The organism is Streptomyces sp. NPDC087422, assembly GCF_044744145.1.
Classification (GTDB): domain Bacteria; phylum Actinomycetota; class Actinomycetes; order Streptomycetales; family Streptomycetaceae; genus Actinacidiphila.
This window is the reverse complement of record NZ_JBIUXT010000007.1, coordinates 76,780-91,413: the sequence shown is the minus strand read 5'-3', so window position 1 is coordinate 91,413 and position 14,634 is coordinate 76,780. Positions and strand designations below refer to the sequence as shown.

General features: G+C 72.3%; 14 protein-coding genes. 8 read left to right on the top strand and 6 right to left on the bottom strand.

What is annotated here, in order from left to right; all coding sequences use genetic code 11:
* The first annotated feature begins 108 nt into the window (after positions 1-108).
* The 5 genes from ACIO6U_RS22960 (at position 109) to ACIO6U_RS22940 (ending at position 5,055) form a co-directional block, all read left to right on the top strand.
* Positions 109-1,053, top strand: coding sequence for an SPFH domain-containing protein (locus ACIO6U_RS22960; protein ID WP_355347925.1), 945 nt, complete (start codon positions 109-111; stop codon positions 1,051-1,053).
* Positions 1,050-1,316, top strand: coding sequence for a hypothetical protein (locus ACIO6U_RS22955; protein WP_355347922.1), 267 nt, complete (start codon positions 1,050-1,052; stop codon positions 1,314-1,316). Before ACIO6U_RS22960 ends, ACIO6U_RS22955 begins: the two co-directional genes overlap by 4 nt.
* 105 nt (positions 1,317-1,421) lie before the next feature.
* On the top strand, positions 1,422-1,946 hold the full coding sequence (locus tag ACIO6U_RS22950; RefSeq protein WP_355347919.1) for a PadR family transcriptional regulator: 525 nt from the start codon (positions 1,422-1,424) through the stop codon (positions 1,944-1,946).
* Entirely contained in the window at positions 1,943-2,644 is a 702-nt protein-coding gene (locus tag ACIO6U_RS22945) for an ATP-binding cassette domain-containing protein (RefSeq protein ID WP_391049189.1), read from the top strand. The genes ACIO6U_RS22950 and ACIO6U_RS22945 overlap by 4 nt, the downstream gene beginning before the upstream one ends.
* Positions 2,641-5,055, top strand: coding sequence for an FtsX-like permease family protein (locus ACIO6U_RS22940; RefSeq protein WP_391161696.1), 2,415 nt, complete (start codon positions 2,641-2,643; stop codon positions 5,053-5,055). The genes ACIO6U_RS22945 and ACIO6U_RS22940 overlap by 4 nt, the downstream gene beginning before the upstream one ends.
* Before the next feature lie 93 nt (positions 5,056-5,148).
* On the opposite strand, the gene ACIO6U_RS22935 is transcribed toward ACIO6U_RS22940, so the two are convergent.
* From ACIO6U_RS22935 to ACIO6U_RS22920, 4 genes are all read right to left on the bottom strand, one after another.
* Positions 5,149-6,801 (bottom strand): AI-2E family transporter, encoded by a 1,653-nt coding sequence (locus ACIO6U_RS22935; protein WP_401721740.1) that lies wholly within the window; start codon positions 6,799-6,801, stop codon positions 5,149-5,151.
* A 192-nt stretch (positions 6,802-6,993) separates the two neighbouring features.
* Entirely contained in the window at positions 6,994-7,698 is a 705-nt protein-coding gene (locus ACIO6U_RS22930; RefSeq protein ID WP_355347907.1) for a transglycosylase SLT domain-containing protein, read from the bottom strand.
* 438 nt (positions 7,699-8,136) lie between these two features.
* A complete protein-coding gene (locus tag ACIO6U_RS22925; protein ID WP_355347904.1) occupies positions 8,137-9,456 on the bottom strand; it encodes a PhoH family protein in 1,320 nt (439 codons plus the stop codon).
* Positions 9,457-9,768: 312 nt separating this feature from the next.
* The gene (locus ACIO6U_RS22920; RefSeq protein WP_355347900.1) at positions 9,769-10,530 is read right to left on the bottom strand and encodes an isoprenyl transferase; all 762 of its coding nucleotides are present in this window, start codon (positions 10,528-10,530) and stop codon (positions 9,769-9,771) included.
* 112 nt (positions 10,531-10,642) lie between these two features.
* On the opposite strand from ACIO6U_RS22920, the gene mgrA reads away from it, so the two are divergent.
* Complete coding sequence (gene mgrA, locus ACIO6U_RS22915; protein WP_355347898.1) at positions 10,643-11,686, top strand: L-glyceraldehyde 3-phosphate reductase; 1,044 nt, start codon at positions 10,643-10,645, stop codon at positions 11,684-11,686.
* Between the two features lie 366 nt (positions 11,687-12,052).
* Here the strand turns inward: mgrA and ACIO6U_RS22910 are convergent, their stop codons facing one another.
* A complete protein-coding gene (locus ACIO6U_RS22910; RefSeq protein WP_401721735.1) occupies positions 12,053-12,790 on the bottom strand; it encodes a prepilin peptidase in 738 nt (245 codons plus the stop codon).
* Positions 12,791-12,878: 88 nt separating this feature from the next.
* Here ACIO6U_RS22910 and ACIO6U_RS22905 point away from each other — a divergent pair, with 88 nt between their 5' ends.
* Positions 12,879-13,250: a DUF192 domain-containing protein gene (locus ACIO6U_RS22905; RefSeq protein ID WP_355347892.1), complete on the top strand. Its 372-nt coding sequence runs from the start codon at positions 12,879-12,881 to the stop codon at positions 13,248-13,250.
* Here the strand turns inward: ACIO6U_RS22905 and ACIO6U_RS22900 are convergent.
* The gene (locus ACIO6U_RS22900) at positions 13,247-13,762 is read right to left on the bottom strand and encodes a hypothetical protein (protein WP_401721732.1); all 516 of its coding nucleotides are present in this window, start codon (positions 13,760-13,762) and stop codon (positions 13,247-13,249) included. The two genes, ACIO6U_RS22905 and ACIO6U_RS22900, sit on opposite strands and share 4 nt — an antisense overlap.
* A 50-nt stretch (positions 13,763-13,812) precedes the next feature.
* Here ACIO6U_RS22900 and ACIO6U_RS22895 point away from each other — a divergent pair, with 50 nt between their 5' ends.
* A complete protein-coding gene (locus ACIO6U_RS22895; RefSeq protein ID WP_401721730.1) occupies positions 13,813-14,574 on the top strand; it encodes a GNAT family N-acetyltransferase in 762 nt (253 codons plus the stop codon).
* Positions 14,575-14,634 lie beyond the last annotated feature (60 nt).

Genomic DNA, 14,634 nt, shown 5'->3' with positions numbered 1-14,634 from the left:
GGGTCAGGTGCGGGTCCGGTGCGGGTTCGAGGCTTTGCCAAGGTTTGGGTTTCCCGAAAATGTGATATCTCTTTGATAGACACTTTTTCGGAGGAACGGGGACCCGCCATGTCGGACCAGAAACCACAGCTCGCCGTCGACGCACCGGACATGCCCGCGCCGCGGGTGCAGGAGCGACGGGCGGTGGGCATGCCCGGTCTGCCCTTTCTGCTGCTCGCGCTGGTGGTGGTGGCCGGTGGTGTGGCGCTGATCGTCGCGGGCGCGGTGCACGCCAAGGACCACCCCGGCGCCCTCGCGACCACGCTGATCGTCGCGGGCGCGGTGGTCGTCCTCTGCGCGTTCATCACCCTGTTCGGCCTCACCCAGGTCGCGCCGGGCTCGGCGCGGGTGTGCCAGCTCTTCGGGCGCTACCAGGGCACCATCCGGCAGGACGGCCTGCGCTGGGTGAACCCCTTCACCAGCCGCCGCAAGATCTCCACCCGGCTGCGCAACCACGAGACCTCGACACTGAAGGTCAACGACGCGTACGGCAACCCGATCGAACTGGCCGCGGTCGTGGTCTGGCAGGTCAGGGACACCGCGCAGGCGACCTTCGAGGTCGACAACTACGTCCAGTTCGTGAGCATCCAGACCGACACCGCCGTCCGGCACATCGCGACCAACTACCCGTACGACGCCCACGACGGCCAGTCGATCTCGCTGCGCGGCAACTCCGAGGACATCACCGAGCGGCTGTCCGCCGAGATCGCCGCCCGCGTCGAGTCGGCCGGTGTGAAGATCATCGAATCCCGCTTCACACACCTCGCCTACGCGCCCGAGATCGCCTCCGCGATGCTTCAGCGGCAGCAGGCCGGGGCCATCGTGGCCGCCCGGCAGACGATCGTGGACGGCGCGGTCGGCATGGTCGAGTCGGCGCTGTCCCGGATCGCCGAGCAGGGGATCGTCGAACTGGACGAGGAGCGCAAGGCGTCCATGGTCAGCAATCTGCTGGTCGTGCTCTGCGGTGACCGCGCCGCGCAGCCGGTCCTGAACACGGGCACCCTCTACCAGTGACCTCCTCCGCGCCCGACGACGGGCCCGACGGGGCGGGCGGCGGGGAGACCGCCGCCCGCCCCGTACGCAAGCAGGTGCTGCTGCGGCTCGACCCCGCCGTTCACGACGCCCTCGCGTCCTGGGCGGCGGCGGAGCTGCGCAGCACCAACGCGCAGATCGAGTTCCTGCTGCGCCGCGCCCTCGCCGAGGCGGGCCGCCTGCCCAGCGCGACCCGCCCCCTCCCCCGCCGCGGCCGGCCCCCGAAGCCGTCGGCCGGTACGTAGGCCCCGCCCGCCACCGGCCCCCTCCCGACACCACCGCACGGCGGCGGAAGGCAGCGCTCCGGTGCGTATACATGGTGTGTATACCCGTGGTGTACAGTGCTCCGCATGTCAATTGGGCACACCCTGCTCGGACTCCTGGAGTCCGGCCCGCGCCACGGCTACGACCTCAAGCGCGCATTCGACGAACGGTTCGGACACGACCGCCCGCTGGCCTATGGGCAGGTCTACTCGACGATGGCCAGGCTGCTGAAGAACGGCCTGGTCGAGGTGGACGGCATAGAGCCGGGCGGCGGCCCCGAGCGCAAGCGGTACGCGATCACCGAAGCGGGGATCACGGACGTCGAGACGTGGCTGACGCAGCCGGAGAAGCCGGAGCCGTACCTCCAGACCACGCTGTACACGAAGGTCGTGCTGGCGCTGCTGACCGGCCGCCCGGCCGCCGACCTGCTCGACACCCAGCGCGCCGAGCACCTGCGGCTGATGCGCGACCTCACCCGGCGCAAGTCGGCGGGCGACCTGGCGGACCAGCTCATCTGCGACCACGCCCTGTTCCATCTGGAGGCGGATCTGCGGTGGCTGGAGCTGACCGCCGCCCGTCTCGACCAGCTCGCCGCGGAGGTGGCCAAATGAACGCGTCGACCGAGCCCCGACCCGAGCCGCTGCTGGTGGCCGCGGGACTGCGCAAGGCGTACGGCCCGACCCCGGCGCTGGACGGCGCCGACTTCAGCATCAGGCCCGGCGAGGTCGTCGCGGTCATGGGCCCCTCGGGGTCGGGCAAGTCGACCCTGCTGCACTGCCTGGCCGGCATCGTGAAGGCCGACTCCGGCCAGGTGCGCTACCGGGGACGCGACCTGTCGGCCATGTCGGACGGCGAGCGCAGCGCGCTGCGCCGCGCCGACTTCGGCTTCGTCTTCCAGTTCGGCCAGCTCGTACCCGAGCTGACCTGCCTGGAGAACGTGGCGATGCCGATGCGGCTCGGCGGCGCCAAGCGCAGGCCGGCCGAGCAGCAGGCGGCGCAGTGGCTGGAGCGCCTGGAGGTCGCCGACATCGCCGACAAGCGGCCCGGCGAGGTCTCCGGCGGCCAGGGCCAGCGCGTCGCGGTGGCGCGCGCGCTGGTCGGCGGCCCGCGGGTCGTCTTCGCCGACGAGCCGACCGGCGCGCTGGACTCGCTCAACGGCGAGCGGGTGATGCGGCTGCTGACCGACGCCGCGCACGACACCCGCGCCGCCGTCGTCCTGGTCACCCACGAAGCACGGGTGGCCGCCTACTCCGACCGGGAGATCGTCGTGCGGGACGGGAAGTCGCGCGACATGGAGCGGGTGTCATGAACAGCCGCGAACCTCACGGCACCGAGGCACCGGACCAGCCGGCCGGCGTGCGGACCTGGGCGCGCGACCTCGCGCTCGGCGCGCGTTTCGCGGCGGGCGGCGGACGCGAGGGCTGGACCCGTACGGTGCTGACCGCCGTCGGCGTCGGGCTCGGCGTGGCGCTGCTGCTGCTCGCCGCCGCCGTACCGGCCATGCTGGACACGCGGGAGCAGAAGCGGGTGGCCCGCGACACCTCCTCCGCCACGTTCATCGCCAAGCCGTCCGACCGCTCGCTCCTGGTGGCCGACGTCAGGACCGTCTACCGGGACTCGCAGATCGGCGGCTCGCTGCTCCAGGCCGAGGGGGCCAAGGCGCCCTCGCCGCCCGGCGTCGCCCATCTGCCGGGCGCCGGGGAGATGGTGGTCTCCCCCGCGCTGCGAAAGCTGCTGAACTCCACGCCGCTGCTGCGCGAGCGCATCCCGTACAAGATCACCGGCACCGTCGGGGAAGCCGGGCTGATGGGCCCGAGCGAGCTGCTGTACTACGCGGGCAGCGATCAGCTCACCGCCCGTGACGAGAACTACGGGCACGGCAACGCCACGCGGGTCACCTCGTACGGCTACCACGCCCCGTCCGAGGCGATGAGCCCGGTGCTGACGCTGCTGCTGGTCGTCATGCTGGTGGTGCTGCTGCTGCCGGTCGCGGTCTTCGTCGGCGCGGCGGTACGGCTGGGCGGCGAGCGGCGGGACCGGCGGCTGGCGGCGATGCGGCTGGTCGGCGCGGACATCCGGATGACCCGCAGAATCGCCGCGGGGGAAGCCCTGTTGGGGTCGCTGTTCGGGCTGGTGCTGGGCGCGGTGTTCTTCTTCACCGGTCGGCAGCTGGCCTCGCACTTCACGATCCACGACATCAGCGCCTTTCCCGCCGACATGACGCCGAACGCGGCGCTCACCACGCTGATCGTGCTGGCGGTCCCGGTGGCGGCCGTCGCCGTGACCCTGGTCAGCCTGCGCGGCACGGCGATCGAACCGCTCGGCGTGGTCCGCCAGGGGCTCGGCCGGCGCCGCACCCTGTGGTGGCGGCTGCTGGTGCCGCTGGTCGGCATCGGCCTGCTGGTCCCGCTGTTCGGTTCGGTCAACGGCAGCGACGCGCATGTCAACGAGTACCAGACCGCGGCGGGCGCGGTGCTGCTGCTGTTCGGTGTCACCACGGTGCTGCCCTGGGTCGTGGAGGCCGTCGTCGGACGGCTGCGCGGCGGGCCGGTCGCCTGGCAACTGGCCACCCGCAGGCTCCAGTTGAACAGCAACGGATCGGCGCGGATGGTCAGCGGCGTCACGGTCGCGGTCGCCGGGGCCATCGCGCTCCAGATGCTCTTCGCGGGCGTCAACGACACCTTCGTGCACTCCACGGGCGCCGACACGTCCCGTATCCAGGCCACCGTCAGCGCGCCGACCGCCGACGCGCGGCAGGCGGTCGACTACACCGCGAAGGTCCGGGCGACGCCCGGCGTGGCGCGGGCGTACGGCTTCATCGACACGCGGGCCACGCAGCCGGACGCCAGCAAGCTCGGCCCCGACGCCGAGACCGCCTACATCCCGCTGCTGGTCGCCGACTGCGACACGCTGCGGCAGATGGCCGACATCGGCTCCTGCGGGGCGGGCAGCGTCTACATCGTGCCCAACAACGAGCAGTGGGGCGCGTCGTCCAACGCGGACCTGGCCAAGTACGCCAAGCCCGGCAAGCGCCTCGACCTCAACACCGGCGCCCTGCCGTACACCGGCGCTCCGCGGCTGTGGACGGTCCCGTCCGACGCCCGTTCGGTCACGGCGCGGACCGACCCGCGCGGTCAGACCAACTGGGGCGTCCTGCTGACCCCCGAGGCCGTCGACCAGTCGAAGCTGGCCGATCCCACGGCCGTCGTCATGGTCAACCTCGACGCGGGCAAGCGGGACGCGGTGGAGTACCTGCGCAACACCGGGGCCGCGCTCGGCCCGACGGTCACCGTCTCGGCCGTGAGCGACAGCACCACGCAGACGCAGTACGGCCAGTTGCGGCGCGGCCTGTTCGTGGGCGCGGCCATCACCATGGCGCTGATCGGCGCCAGCCTGCTGGTCACGATGCTGGAGCAGCTCCGCGACCGCAAGAAGCTGCTCGCCGTCCTGGTCGCCTTCGGCACCCGGCGCACCGCTCTGGCCTGGTCGGTGCTGTGGCAGACGGCCATTCCGATGGCGCTCGGCCTGGTCCTCGCCTGTGTCGGCGGGCTCGGGCTCGGCGCCGCGCTCCTGGCGATGGTCGGCCGTACGTTCCACGTCGACTGGGCGATCGTCGCCCAGATGTCGGCGATCGGCGCGTCCGTCGTCCTGGCCGTCACCCTCCTCAGCCTGCCGCCGCTGTGGCGGCTGATGCGGCCGGACGGTCTGCGGACCGAATAGGGCGAAGGGCGAAGGGCGAACGACGCGACCGCCCCCGCGTCCGGAGGGGGGACGCGGGGGCGGTCGGAGGCGGGGGCGGTCGCGGGGGCGCTGTTAGGCGGACGCGCCCTCGTGAGTGTGGTCGTCCTCGTGGGAGGGGTCCCGGTCGTCCGGGCCGGGACCGTTCGGGCCGGGGCCCTCGGGACCGGAACCCTCAGGACCGGAACCCTCAGGACCGGAACCCTCAGGACCGGAACCCTCGGGACCGGAACCCTCGGGACCGGGGCCGTCCGGTGTCGGGCCGCCCGAGGCCGGGGCCTCCGGGTCCGCCGGGGGCTGACGGGTGGTGACCGGGGCGATCTCGTAGGCCGTCGCGCCGTGCGGACCGGCTGCGGCCGCCGCCCGCTCCTTGGTGTGGGCCCTGAGGTAGCCGACCACCGTGTTGCCGACCGCGACCAGCGGCACGGCGACGACGGCGCCGCCGATGCCCGCGATCATCGAACCGGCGGCGACGGACAGGACGACGGCCAGCGGGTGGACGCGGACGGCGCGGCCGAGGATGAAGGGCTGGAGGATGTGCCCCTCGATCTGCTGGACGGCGAGCACGACGACCAGCACCATCAGCGCGGTGAACGGCCCCTGGGTGACCAGGGCCACGACGACCGCGATGAAGCCGGAGGCGACGGCGCCGACCAGCGGCACGAAGGACGACAGGAAGATGACCACGGCCAGCGGCACGGCCATCGGCACGCCGAGGAAGAAGATGCCGACGCCGATGAAGATGGCGTCGATGAGGGCGACTATCACCGTGCCGCGCACGTACAGGGTGAGGGTGCGCCAGGCGCGCGGACCGGCGCCGGCCAGCCCGTCCCTGGCCGCGTCGGGGAACAGCTTGAGGAACCAGTTCCAGATGTTCGGCCCGTCGTAGAGCAGGAACAGCGTGCTGAACATCGCCAGCAGTATGCCGGTGAGCAGTTCGACGATGACGGTGACGCCCTGGAGCCCGGCGTCGGTCAGCGCCTTGGTGTTGGAGCCGATCGCTTCCTGGAGGTTCTTGGCGACCTGGTTGATCTGGTCGTCGGTGACGTGGAAGGGGCTGTTGAGCAGCCACTTCTTCACCTCGTTGACGCCGTCCTGGAGGCTGGTCGACAGATTGCTGATGTTGTCCATCACCTGCCAGACCACGAACCAGCCGACCAGGCCCATGATGACGAAGCCGCCGACGAAGACCATGGCCGTCGCCACCCCGCGCGGCACACCGCGCCGCTTGAGGCGGGCGACGAACGGCTGGAGCAGCGCGGTGATCAGCAGGCCGGCGGTGAAGGCCAGCACCACGAGCTGTACGGCGCCGATCACCCGCATCAGCACCCAGACGGTGCCCGCGAGCACCAGCAGCCGCCAGCCGACCTCGGCGCCGACGCGCATGCTCCACGGCACGGCCGACACCGGATCGGGCTGCGGCGCGCGCGGCGCGGGCACGACGACGACGGGCGGGGGCGCGACGGCCCCGCCTCCCGCACCGGCGGCCTTCGCCGTACGCTTCCCGCCGCCCGGTTCGGAGGCCGCGTCGGGCGTGTCGGCCCCCCGGTCCGCACCGGCGGAGGGGTCGGTGGCGGGAGCGGCGTCCGAGGAGTCGCGGCGCGGGTCCTCGATCGCGGCGCCGACGCCGCGGCTCGCGTTCACCGCCGCCTGGCGTTCGTCGATCCGTCCGGCGATATTGGCCAGCCCGGAGGCCAGTACGGCGCTCCAGTGGCGCTTGTCCGGCATTGCTCTCCCCTGACCCCGTCGACCATCTGTGGAACTGCTGAGAATGACGATGTTATTCGCGAGGAGGGTTGCCTCCCACATCCTCCCCGCGCCTACCCCGTTCCGGGACACGCACAAGCCCCCGGCCCTGAGGGCTCGGGGGCTTGCGGAGAGATACCGCGCACTGCCGCCTGACGGCTGGGCGCCGTCGGCTCAGTAGTAGTTGTGACTCTGCCAGAACGACCAGGCGCCGCAGGGGCTGCCGTACCGGCTGTTCATGTAGTTGAGGCCCCACTTTATCTGCGTGGCCGGATTGGTCCGCCAGTCCGAGGCGACCGAGGCCATCTTCGAACCGGGGTTGGACTGAACCAGGCCGTACGCCCCGGAGGAGGGGTTGGTCGCCGTGTAGTTCCAGCCGCTCTCGCGGGAGACGATGTTGGAGAAGCACGCGAACTGGTCGCCGCCGACGATGGTCTGCGCCATCGCCTTGACCTGCGCCACCGTGTACGAGGCCGTGACGGGGAACGTGGCACGTGAGTCGCCACCGCCCCGGCTGGCGGCCTCTTCGAGCTTGCGCTGCTTCTCCTTGGCAGCCGCCTCGTCCGCCGCCTTCTTCTTGGCGGCGGCGTCCTTGGCCGCCTGGACGCGGGCGGTCTGCTCAGCGGACTGCCGGGCCGTGGCATCGGCGGCGTCCGACTGCGCCTGCACCTGCTCGGTCAGCGAAGCCTGCTGAATCTGCTGCCCAGCGGGAATGTCCGCAAGGAGGGTCGTCGTGCCGGCTGCTTCGACAGGCTCGGAAGAGCCCTGGTCGGCGCCCGACGCGACGCCTACGACGGCGCCCACAGTGGTGACCGCAGTGGCCGAAGCCACCGCGAGTCCCCGGACCGAGATCCGGCTCACACGGTTTCCTTCCAGCATCGCCCGATGGGTGACCTCACGGACGAAATCGTGCCCCTGGCACGGTCCCCTTCCTGCCGGTCCGCCAATACGGGCCGGTCGGTCACGGGGGCACTGGCCCGGTGCGAACTCCCGGAGGAGTCCCGCGTGGTGCTCGGGCGGCTCATGGCGGTCGATGTGGATTTGTGTGGAGCTGCTCTTCCCACACCCCTGAGGGTGTAGGAGTGCCATAAGCGGGGCCTGACAGCCTCACACCCTGCCGTACGCGGACGCCGCGCGGCAATTTCCGGTTGAGTGGCAAAGCTCACACGCTGCGGAGGAGGGTAAATCCGAGCGGCGGACCCCGTAAAACGCTAGGCTGCTGCGCCCTTCACGCCGGGCGCAGCAGCCTCAACTCACGCTATCACTCAGTAAATCCGGACACTTCAGGCCCCCCGCCATTCGGGGGCCGTGCCCCGGTCAGGCCCCGCCGTCCTCCAGCATCTCGGTGACGAGAGCGGCGATCGGCGACCGCTCGGAGCGGTTGAGGGTGATGTGGGCGAACAGCGGATGGCCCTTCAGCTTCTCCACCACCGCCACGACACCGTCGTAACGGCCCACCCGGAGGTTGTCGCGCTGCGCCACGTCGTGGGTGAGGACCACCCGCGATCCGGCGCCGATCCGCGACAGGACGGTCAGCAGGACGTTCCGCTCCAGCGACTGGGCCTCGTCGACGATCACGAAGGCGTCGTGCAGCGAACGGCCCCTGATGTGGGTCAGCGGCAGCACTTCCAGCATGCCGCGCGCCACGACCTCCTCGATGACCTCCTTGGACGTCACGGCCGACAGCGTGTCGAAGACGGCCTGAGCCCAGGGGCTCATCTTCTCCGCCTCGCTGCCGGGCAGATAGCCCAGCTCCTGGCCGCCGACCGCGTACAGCGGCCGGAAGACCATCACCTTGCGGTGCTGACGGCGCTCCAGGACGGCTTCGAGGCCCGCGCACAGGGCCAGCGCGGACTTGCCGGTACCCGCGCGCCCGCCCATCGACACGATGCCGACGTCGGGGTCGAGCAGCAGATCGAGCGCGATCCGCTGTTCCGCGCTGCGGCCGTGGATGCCGAACGCCTCGCGGTCGCCGCGCACCAGCCGCACCCGGCCGTCCTCGGTGACCCGGCCCAGCGCCTTGCCGCGCTCGGACTGGAGCACCAGGCCGGTGTGCACCGGCAGCTCGGCCGCTTCGGGCAGCGCGATGGACTCCTCCGCGAAGAGGGTGTCCACCTCGTCCGCCCCGACCAGCAGTTCCTCCATTCCCGTCCAGCCCGAGGTGATCGCCAGCTCGGCCCGGTACTCCTCGGCCAGCAGGCCGACGGAGGACGCCTTCACCCGCAGCGGCAGATCCTTGGAGACGACGGTGACGTCGTACCCCTCGGCCTGCAGATTGCGGGCGACCGCCAGAATGCGCGAGTCGTTGTCACCGAGCCGGAATCCGGCGGGGAGCACCCCGGGATCCGAGTGGTTGAGCTCGACACGCAGCGTGCCACCGACGTCACCGATCGGAATCGGTGCGTCCAGACGGCCGTAGCGGATCCGGAACTCATCCAGCAGCCGCAACGCCTGGCGGGCGAAGTAGCCGAGTTCCGGGTGGTGGCGCTTGGCTTCCAACTCCGTCACCACGACGACCGGCAGCACAACCTCGTGCTCGTCGAAGCGGGCGATGGCATTGGGGTCTGCGAGCAGCACGCTGGTGTCGAGTACGTACGTGCGCCGGTCGTTGTCACGGCGATTCTTGCTGGTCACCACGTGTGGACGAACCCCCTCGGGAGAGGTCGAACTGCGGTACCGGCAACCATGGGCCGGATGCCGGTCTCCCAGTGATATGCCCTGGAAAACCGTCGCCCATGCGAATGCATATGACAGTCATCCGACGGTCATCGCCCGGTCACCGACCGCTCACCGGCCATTACGCGGGAGAAACCGGCCTCCGCACGCCGTCGTCCAGCCCTCGCGGCACCGGATTCAGGCCGCCCCCACACCCCCCGTACGGCCCACACCGCGCCCCGCGCGGCAGGGGCTACACGGGGTCTTCCGTACCGGCGCGCCGGTACGGAGTCGTCAGGTGCCGTAGCGCCGGTGCCTGGCCGCGTAGTCGCGCAGCGCCCGCAGGAAGTCCACCTTGCGGAAGGCGGGCCAGAAGACCTCGCAGAAGTAGTACTCCGAGTGGGCGCTCTGCCAGAGCATGAAGCCGGACAGCCGCTGCTCCCCCGAGGTGCGGATCACCAGATCCGGGTCGGGCTGGCCGCGCGTGTAGAGGTGCTCCGAGATGTGCTCGACGTCCAGGATCTCGGCCAGGTCCTCGATGGTGGTGCCGCGCCCCGCGTGCTCGTGCAGCAGCGACCGTACGGCGTCGGCGATCTCCTGCCGGCCGCCGTAGCCCACCGCCACGTTCACCAGCAGGCCGCCGAGCGCGTGCGTCTCCTGCTCGGCCTCCTTGAGCACCGACTGGGTGTGCGCGGGCAGCAGGTCCATGGTGCCCACGTGGTGCACGCGCCAGCGGCCGGTCGCGGCCAGTTCACGCACCGCGTCCTCGATGATGCCCAGCAGCGGCACCAACTGGTCGGCGGGGCGGTCCAGATTGTCGGTGGACAGCAGCCACAGCGTGACCACCTCGACACCGGTCTCCTCGCACCAGCCGAGCATTTCGGAGATCTTGTCGGCCCCGGCCCTGTGCCCCTGCTCGGGGCTGCCGCCGGACGCCTTGGCCCAGCGCCGGTTGCCGTCCAGGATCACGCCGATGTGCTTGGGGCCCTGCGCCACGTCCAGCCGGCGTTCCACCCTGCGGGAGTACAGCCCGTACACCAGGTCGCGCAGATTCATCGCACACCAGCCCCTCCTGGGCCTGTCGCCCGGCGGCCACACTACTGCGCACAAGGGCTCGCGGACGAACCGGGGAGGCGGGGCCGACACCCCCGCGTGATAAGCAGAGACCGTGAATATTCGTTCCCTTTACCGCGCCTCCGACGAGCGCTACGACTCGATGGAGTACCGCAGGACCGGCCGCAGCGGCCTCAAGCTCCCCGCCGTCTCCCTGGGTCTGTGGCACAACTTCGGCGACGACCGCACCCTGGACTCCCAGCGCGCCATCCTGCGCCGCGCGTTCGACCTCGGCGTCACGCACTTCGACCTCGCCAACAACTACGGCCCGCCGTACGGCGCCGCCGAGGCCAACTTCGGCACCCTCTTCGCCCAGGACTTCCGGCCCTACCGCGACGAACTGGTCATCTCCACCAAGGCGGGCTACGACATGTGGCCGGGACCGTACGGGGAATGGGGCTCGCGCAAGTACCTGCTGTCCTCCCTCGACCAGTCCCTGTCCCGCATGGGCCTCGACTACGTCGACATCTTCTACTCCCACCGCTTCGACCCCGACACGCCCCTCGAAGAGACGATGGGCGCGCTGGCGACCGCCGTCCAGCAGGGCAAGGCGCTCTACGTCGGCATCTCCTCGTACGGTCCCGACCGTACGCGGGAGGCCGCGCGCATCCTGCGCGAGCTGGGGGTGCCCGCGCTGATCCACCAGCCCTCGTACTCCATGATCAACCGGTGGATCGAGGACGAGGGCCTGCTGGACGTCCTGGAGGAGGAGGGCATGGGCTGCATCGGCTTCGTGCCGCTCGCCCAGGGGCTGCTGACCGACCGTTACCTCGGCGGCATCCCCGAGGGGTCGCGGGCCGCCCAGGGCAAGTCCCTCAACCCCGGCCTCGTCAACGACGAGACCATCGGCCGGCTGCGCGCCCTCAACGACATCGCCGCCGCGCGCGGCCAGTCGCTCGCCCAGCTCGCCCTGTCCTGGGTGCTGCGCGACCCCCGTGTCACCTCCGCCCTCATCGGCGCCTCATCCGTCGCCCAGCTCGAGGCCAACGTCGCCGCCGTCGGCGCCGCCCCCCTCACCGCCGAGGAGCTCTCCTCCATCGACGCGCACGCGGTGGAGCCGGAGGGGGTCAACCTCTGGTCGGTCAGCAGCGAGGCCTAGCCTGCGGCTCGCTTCCGTTTAAAGGGGGTGCCCCCTTTCGCCCCTCACCGGGCGGAGGGGGGCACCCCCCTTTCTTTCGGGGCTCGGGCCCCGGGCCTGCGGCTGCGCCGGGCGGTACGCCGCGTTTTTCAGGGGCGCGGGGAACTGCGCGGCCGGCCACGGCGATGGCTGCGCGTCACCACCGGGCCCGGAGGGGCAGTTCGGTGGTCTCCCGACCACCGGGCCGGTGGGGGCTGAGCGCGCAGTTCCCCGCGCCCCTGAAAAGCCTGGCCTTGCGCAGGGCGAGCGCGCAGTTCCCCGCGCCCCTGGGGGGGGGCATCGTCTTGCGGAGGGCGGGCGGACAGGGGGGCGGGGACTGAGGGGGGCTCAGGGGGTGAGCAGGAGGGCGGTGAGGGTGCCGAGGAGCATGAAGGGCCCGAACGGCAGTGGGGTCTTGCGGGTGGCGCGCCGAGTGGCGATGAGGGCGAGGCCGATGACGGCGCCGAGGGCGAAGCCGAGAAACGTGCCGGTGAAGACGGTGGGCCAGCCGTACCAGCCGAGGGCGAGGCCGAGAGTGGGGGCGAGTTTGACGTCGCCGAAGCCCATGCCGGCGGGGTTGACGAGGAAGAGGAGCAGGTAGACGAAGCCGACGGCGAGGGCGCCGAACAGGGCGCGCGGCCAGGAGCCCCGGTGATCGGGAAGCAGGGCGGCGAGACCGAGCAGCGCGGCGGTGCCGAAGAAGGCGGGGAAGGTGAGGACGTCCGGGAGCCGGAAGACCTTGAGGTCGACGCGGCCGAGGACGAGGCCGAGCGGCACCAGCAGGAGCCAGACGACGAGTTCGGGGTGGGCGCCCACCCTGGCGGCCAGTCCGGCGCAGGCGAGCGCGCACGCGAGGGCGAGGACGACGGCGGGCCCGTAGGAGCCGTAGGAGCCGCGCTCGGCGCAGCGCGGGCAGCGCGCCGGTCCGAGCCAGCCGCGTATGCCCTCGGGCAGCGGGTGACCCTCGGGGCAGTGCGCCGCCCACGGCTCACCTGAGGGGACGGCCAACCGGTAGGCGGCGCGCGGCAGCGGCAGGCCGCTGACGATTCCCCACACGGCGGCGGCCACGATCGGATAGACATGCACCGGGCCGACCGTACACGGCCGCCGCGGACCCGTAACGGGGCCCGTACCGCGTCACCTGCCGCCTGATCGAGCACCCCGGGGAGTGGCCATGCGCCGACGTTGGCGAGACGGTGACGGCACGCTGCGTACGCCCGACGCCGAGGTGCCGCTGCGGGTCGCCGCGTCGTACCGGGCGCGGACCCGCGGGCTGCTCGGCCTGGACGGGATCGAGGGCGCCCTGCTGCTGACCCCGGCCTCCAGCGTGCACACCGTACGGATGCGGTTTCCGATCGACGTCGCCTATCTGGACCGCCGGCTGCGCGTCCTGGCCGTCCGTACGATGCCGCCCGGCCGCGTCGGCCGCCCCCGACTGCTGGCCCGGCACGTCCTGGAGGCGGAGGCGGGCGCGCTGGCGCGGTGGGGGGTGCGCAAGGGGGTGCGGCTGGCGGCGGACGTGGGCGAGGGGCCGGACACGCCCTAGCGGTTCGGGTCGGTGGCGAATTCGATGCTGTCGATGATCCGGCGCAGCAGCATCGGGTCGGCCGCGCCGTCGGCCGTCCAGGCGCGGACGGTGACCGGGTGGCCCTCGTAGTCGTGCAGGCGGACCTCGACGCGGGCGGCGGGGCGGCCGTCGGGGGCGGCCTGGACGTAGCTGAGGACCTGGCCGGGCTGGCCGTCGAAGTCCAGCGACTCCTTGCGGGCGGTGGCGAGGGCGGTGGCCGTCGCCTTGTCGGGGGGACCGCCGGCGCCCGGATTGGCGCTGACGGCGACCTCGGCGTCCGTACGGCCGTCAGGGCCGCGCAGCACCGCCCCGCCGCGCACGTCCTGCCAGGTCTTGGGGACCGCGACCGCCAGCGGGTCGGCCCGCAGATAGCGCCAGCCGTCCGGGGCTCCGGCGCCGACCGAGCAGGCGGAGAGGGTGGCCAGGACCAGGCAGGTCAGGGCGGCGCCGGTGAGCGAATACCGGCGGCTTTTCGCCGTTTTGTTCCGCATGCGGGCAATCTACGATGCGGCGGCCCGCATCTCCTTGATAGGCATGCGGAATGCCCGCGACCTCTTCCGCCCGTTCCACCCACGAGATCGGCCGCCTCCGCGACCTGCCCACCGACGACTCGCTGTGCCGCTGGGCGGCGCAGGACCTGAGCGCGGGCCGGGCCTTCGTCCGCGGCGCGGCGGTCGCGGTGGCGGCGCCGAACCTGTCGCTGCTCGACCGGCTCGCGGTCACCGGCCCCGCGGACGACGCCGTCCCGCTCGTACGCGAGGTGCTGCGCGAGGTCGGCCCGAGCTATCGGCCGCTCGGCGACCGGGAGTTGATCGACACGGTCGTGCGCGCGGCGCCCTCGCTGCGGCCGGTGGCCGGTTTCGGCTGGATGGACCGTACGGGGCCGCCGGTCGGGCCCGTCCCCTCGGGAGACGATTCCGCCCGGTGGCTTCCGGACAGCGCCGCCCCGGAGGTGGGCGCCCTGCTGGACACCGCCTTCCCCGCCTCGTACGCCTACCCCGGCCGCCCCGGCGCGCGGGACCGGTGGGCCGGGGCCCGCGTGGACGGGCGCCTGGCCGCGGTCGCCGCGCTCACCTGGTGCGCGCCGACGGTCGGGTACGTGGCGGGGGTCGCGACCGCCGCGGCGGCGCGCGGCCGGGGGCTGGCCCGCGAGGTCTGCGCGCTCGTCGTCGCGGAGGCGCTGGCCGTTCACGGCACCGCCGCCCTGATCGTCGACGACTCCAACGCCCCGGCGCTGCGGCTCTACCGCAGCCTGGGGCTGGCCTACCGGCCGCTGCGGGCGGCGGGGGTGGAGGCGGGCTGAGGGGGGTGTTCGCGGGGGCCCTGCGGGGGCGGCCTATGGGGGCCGCGCGCGTGCGGTGCG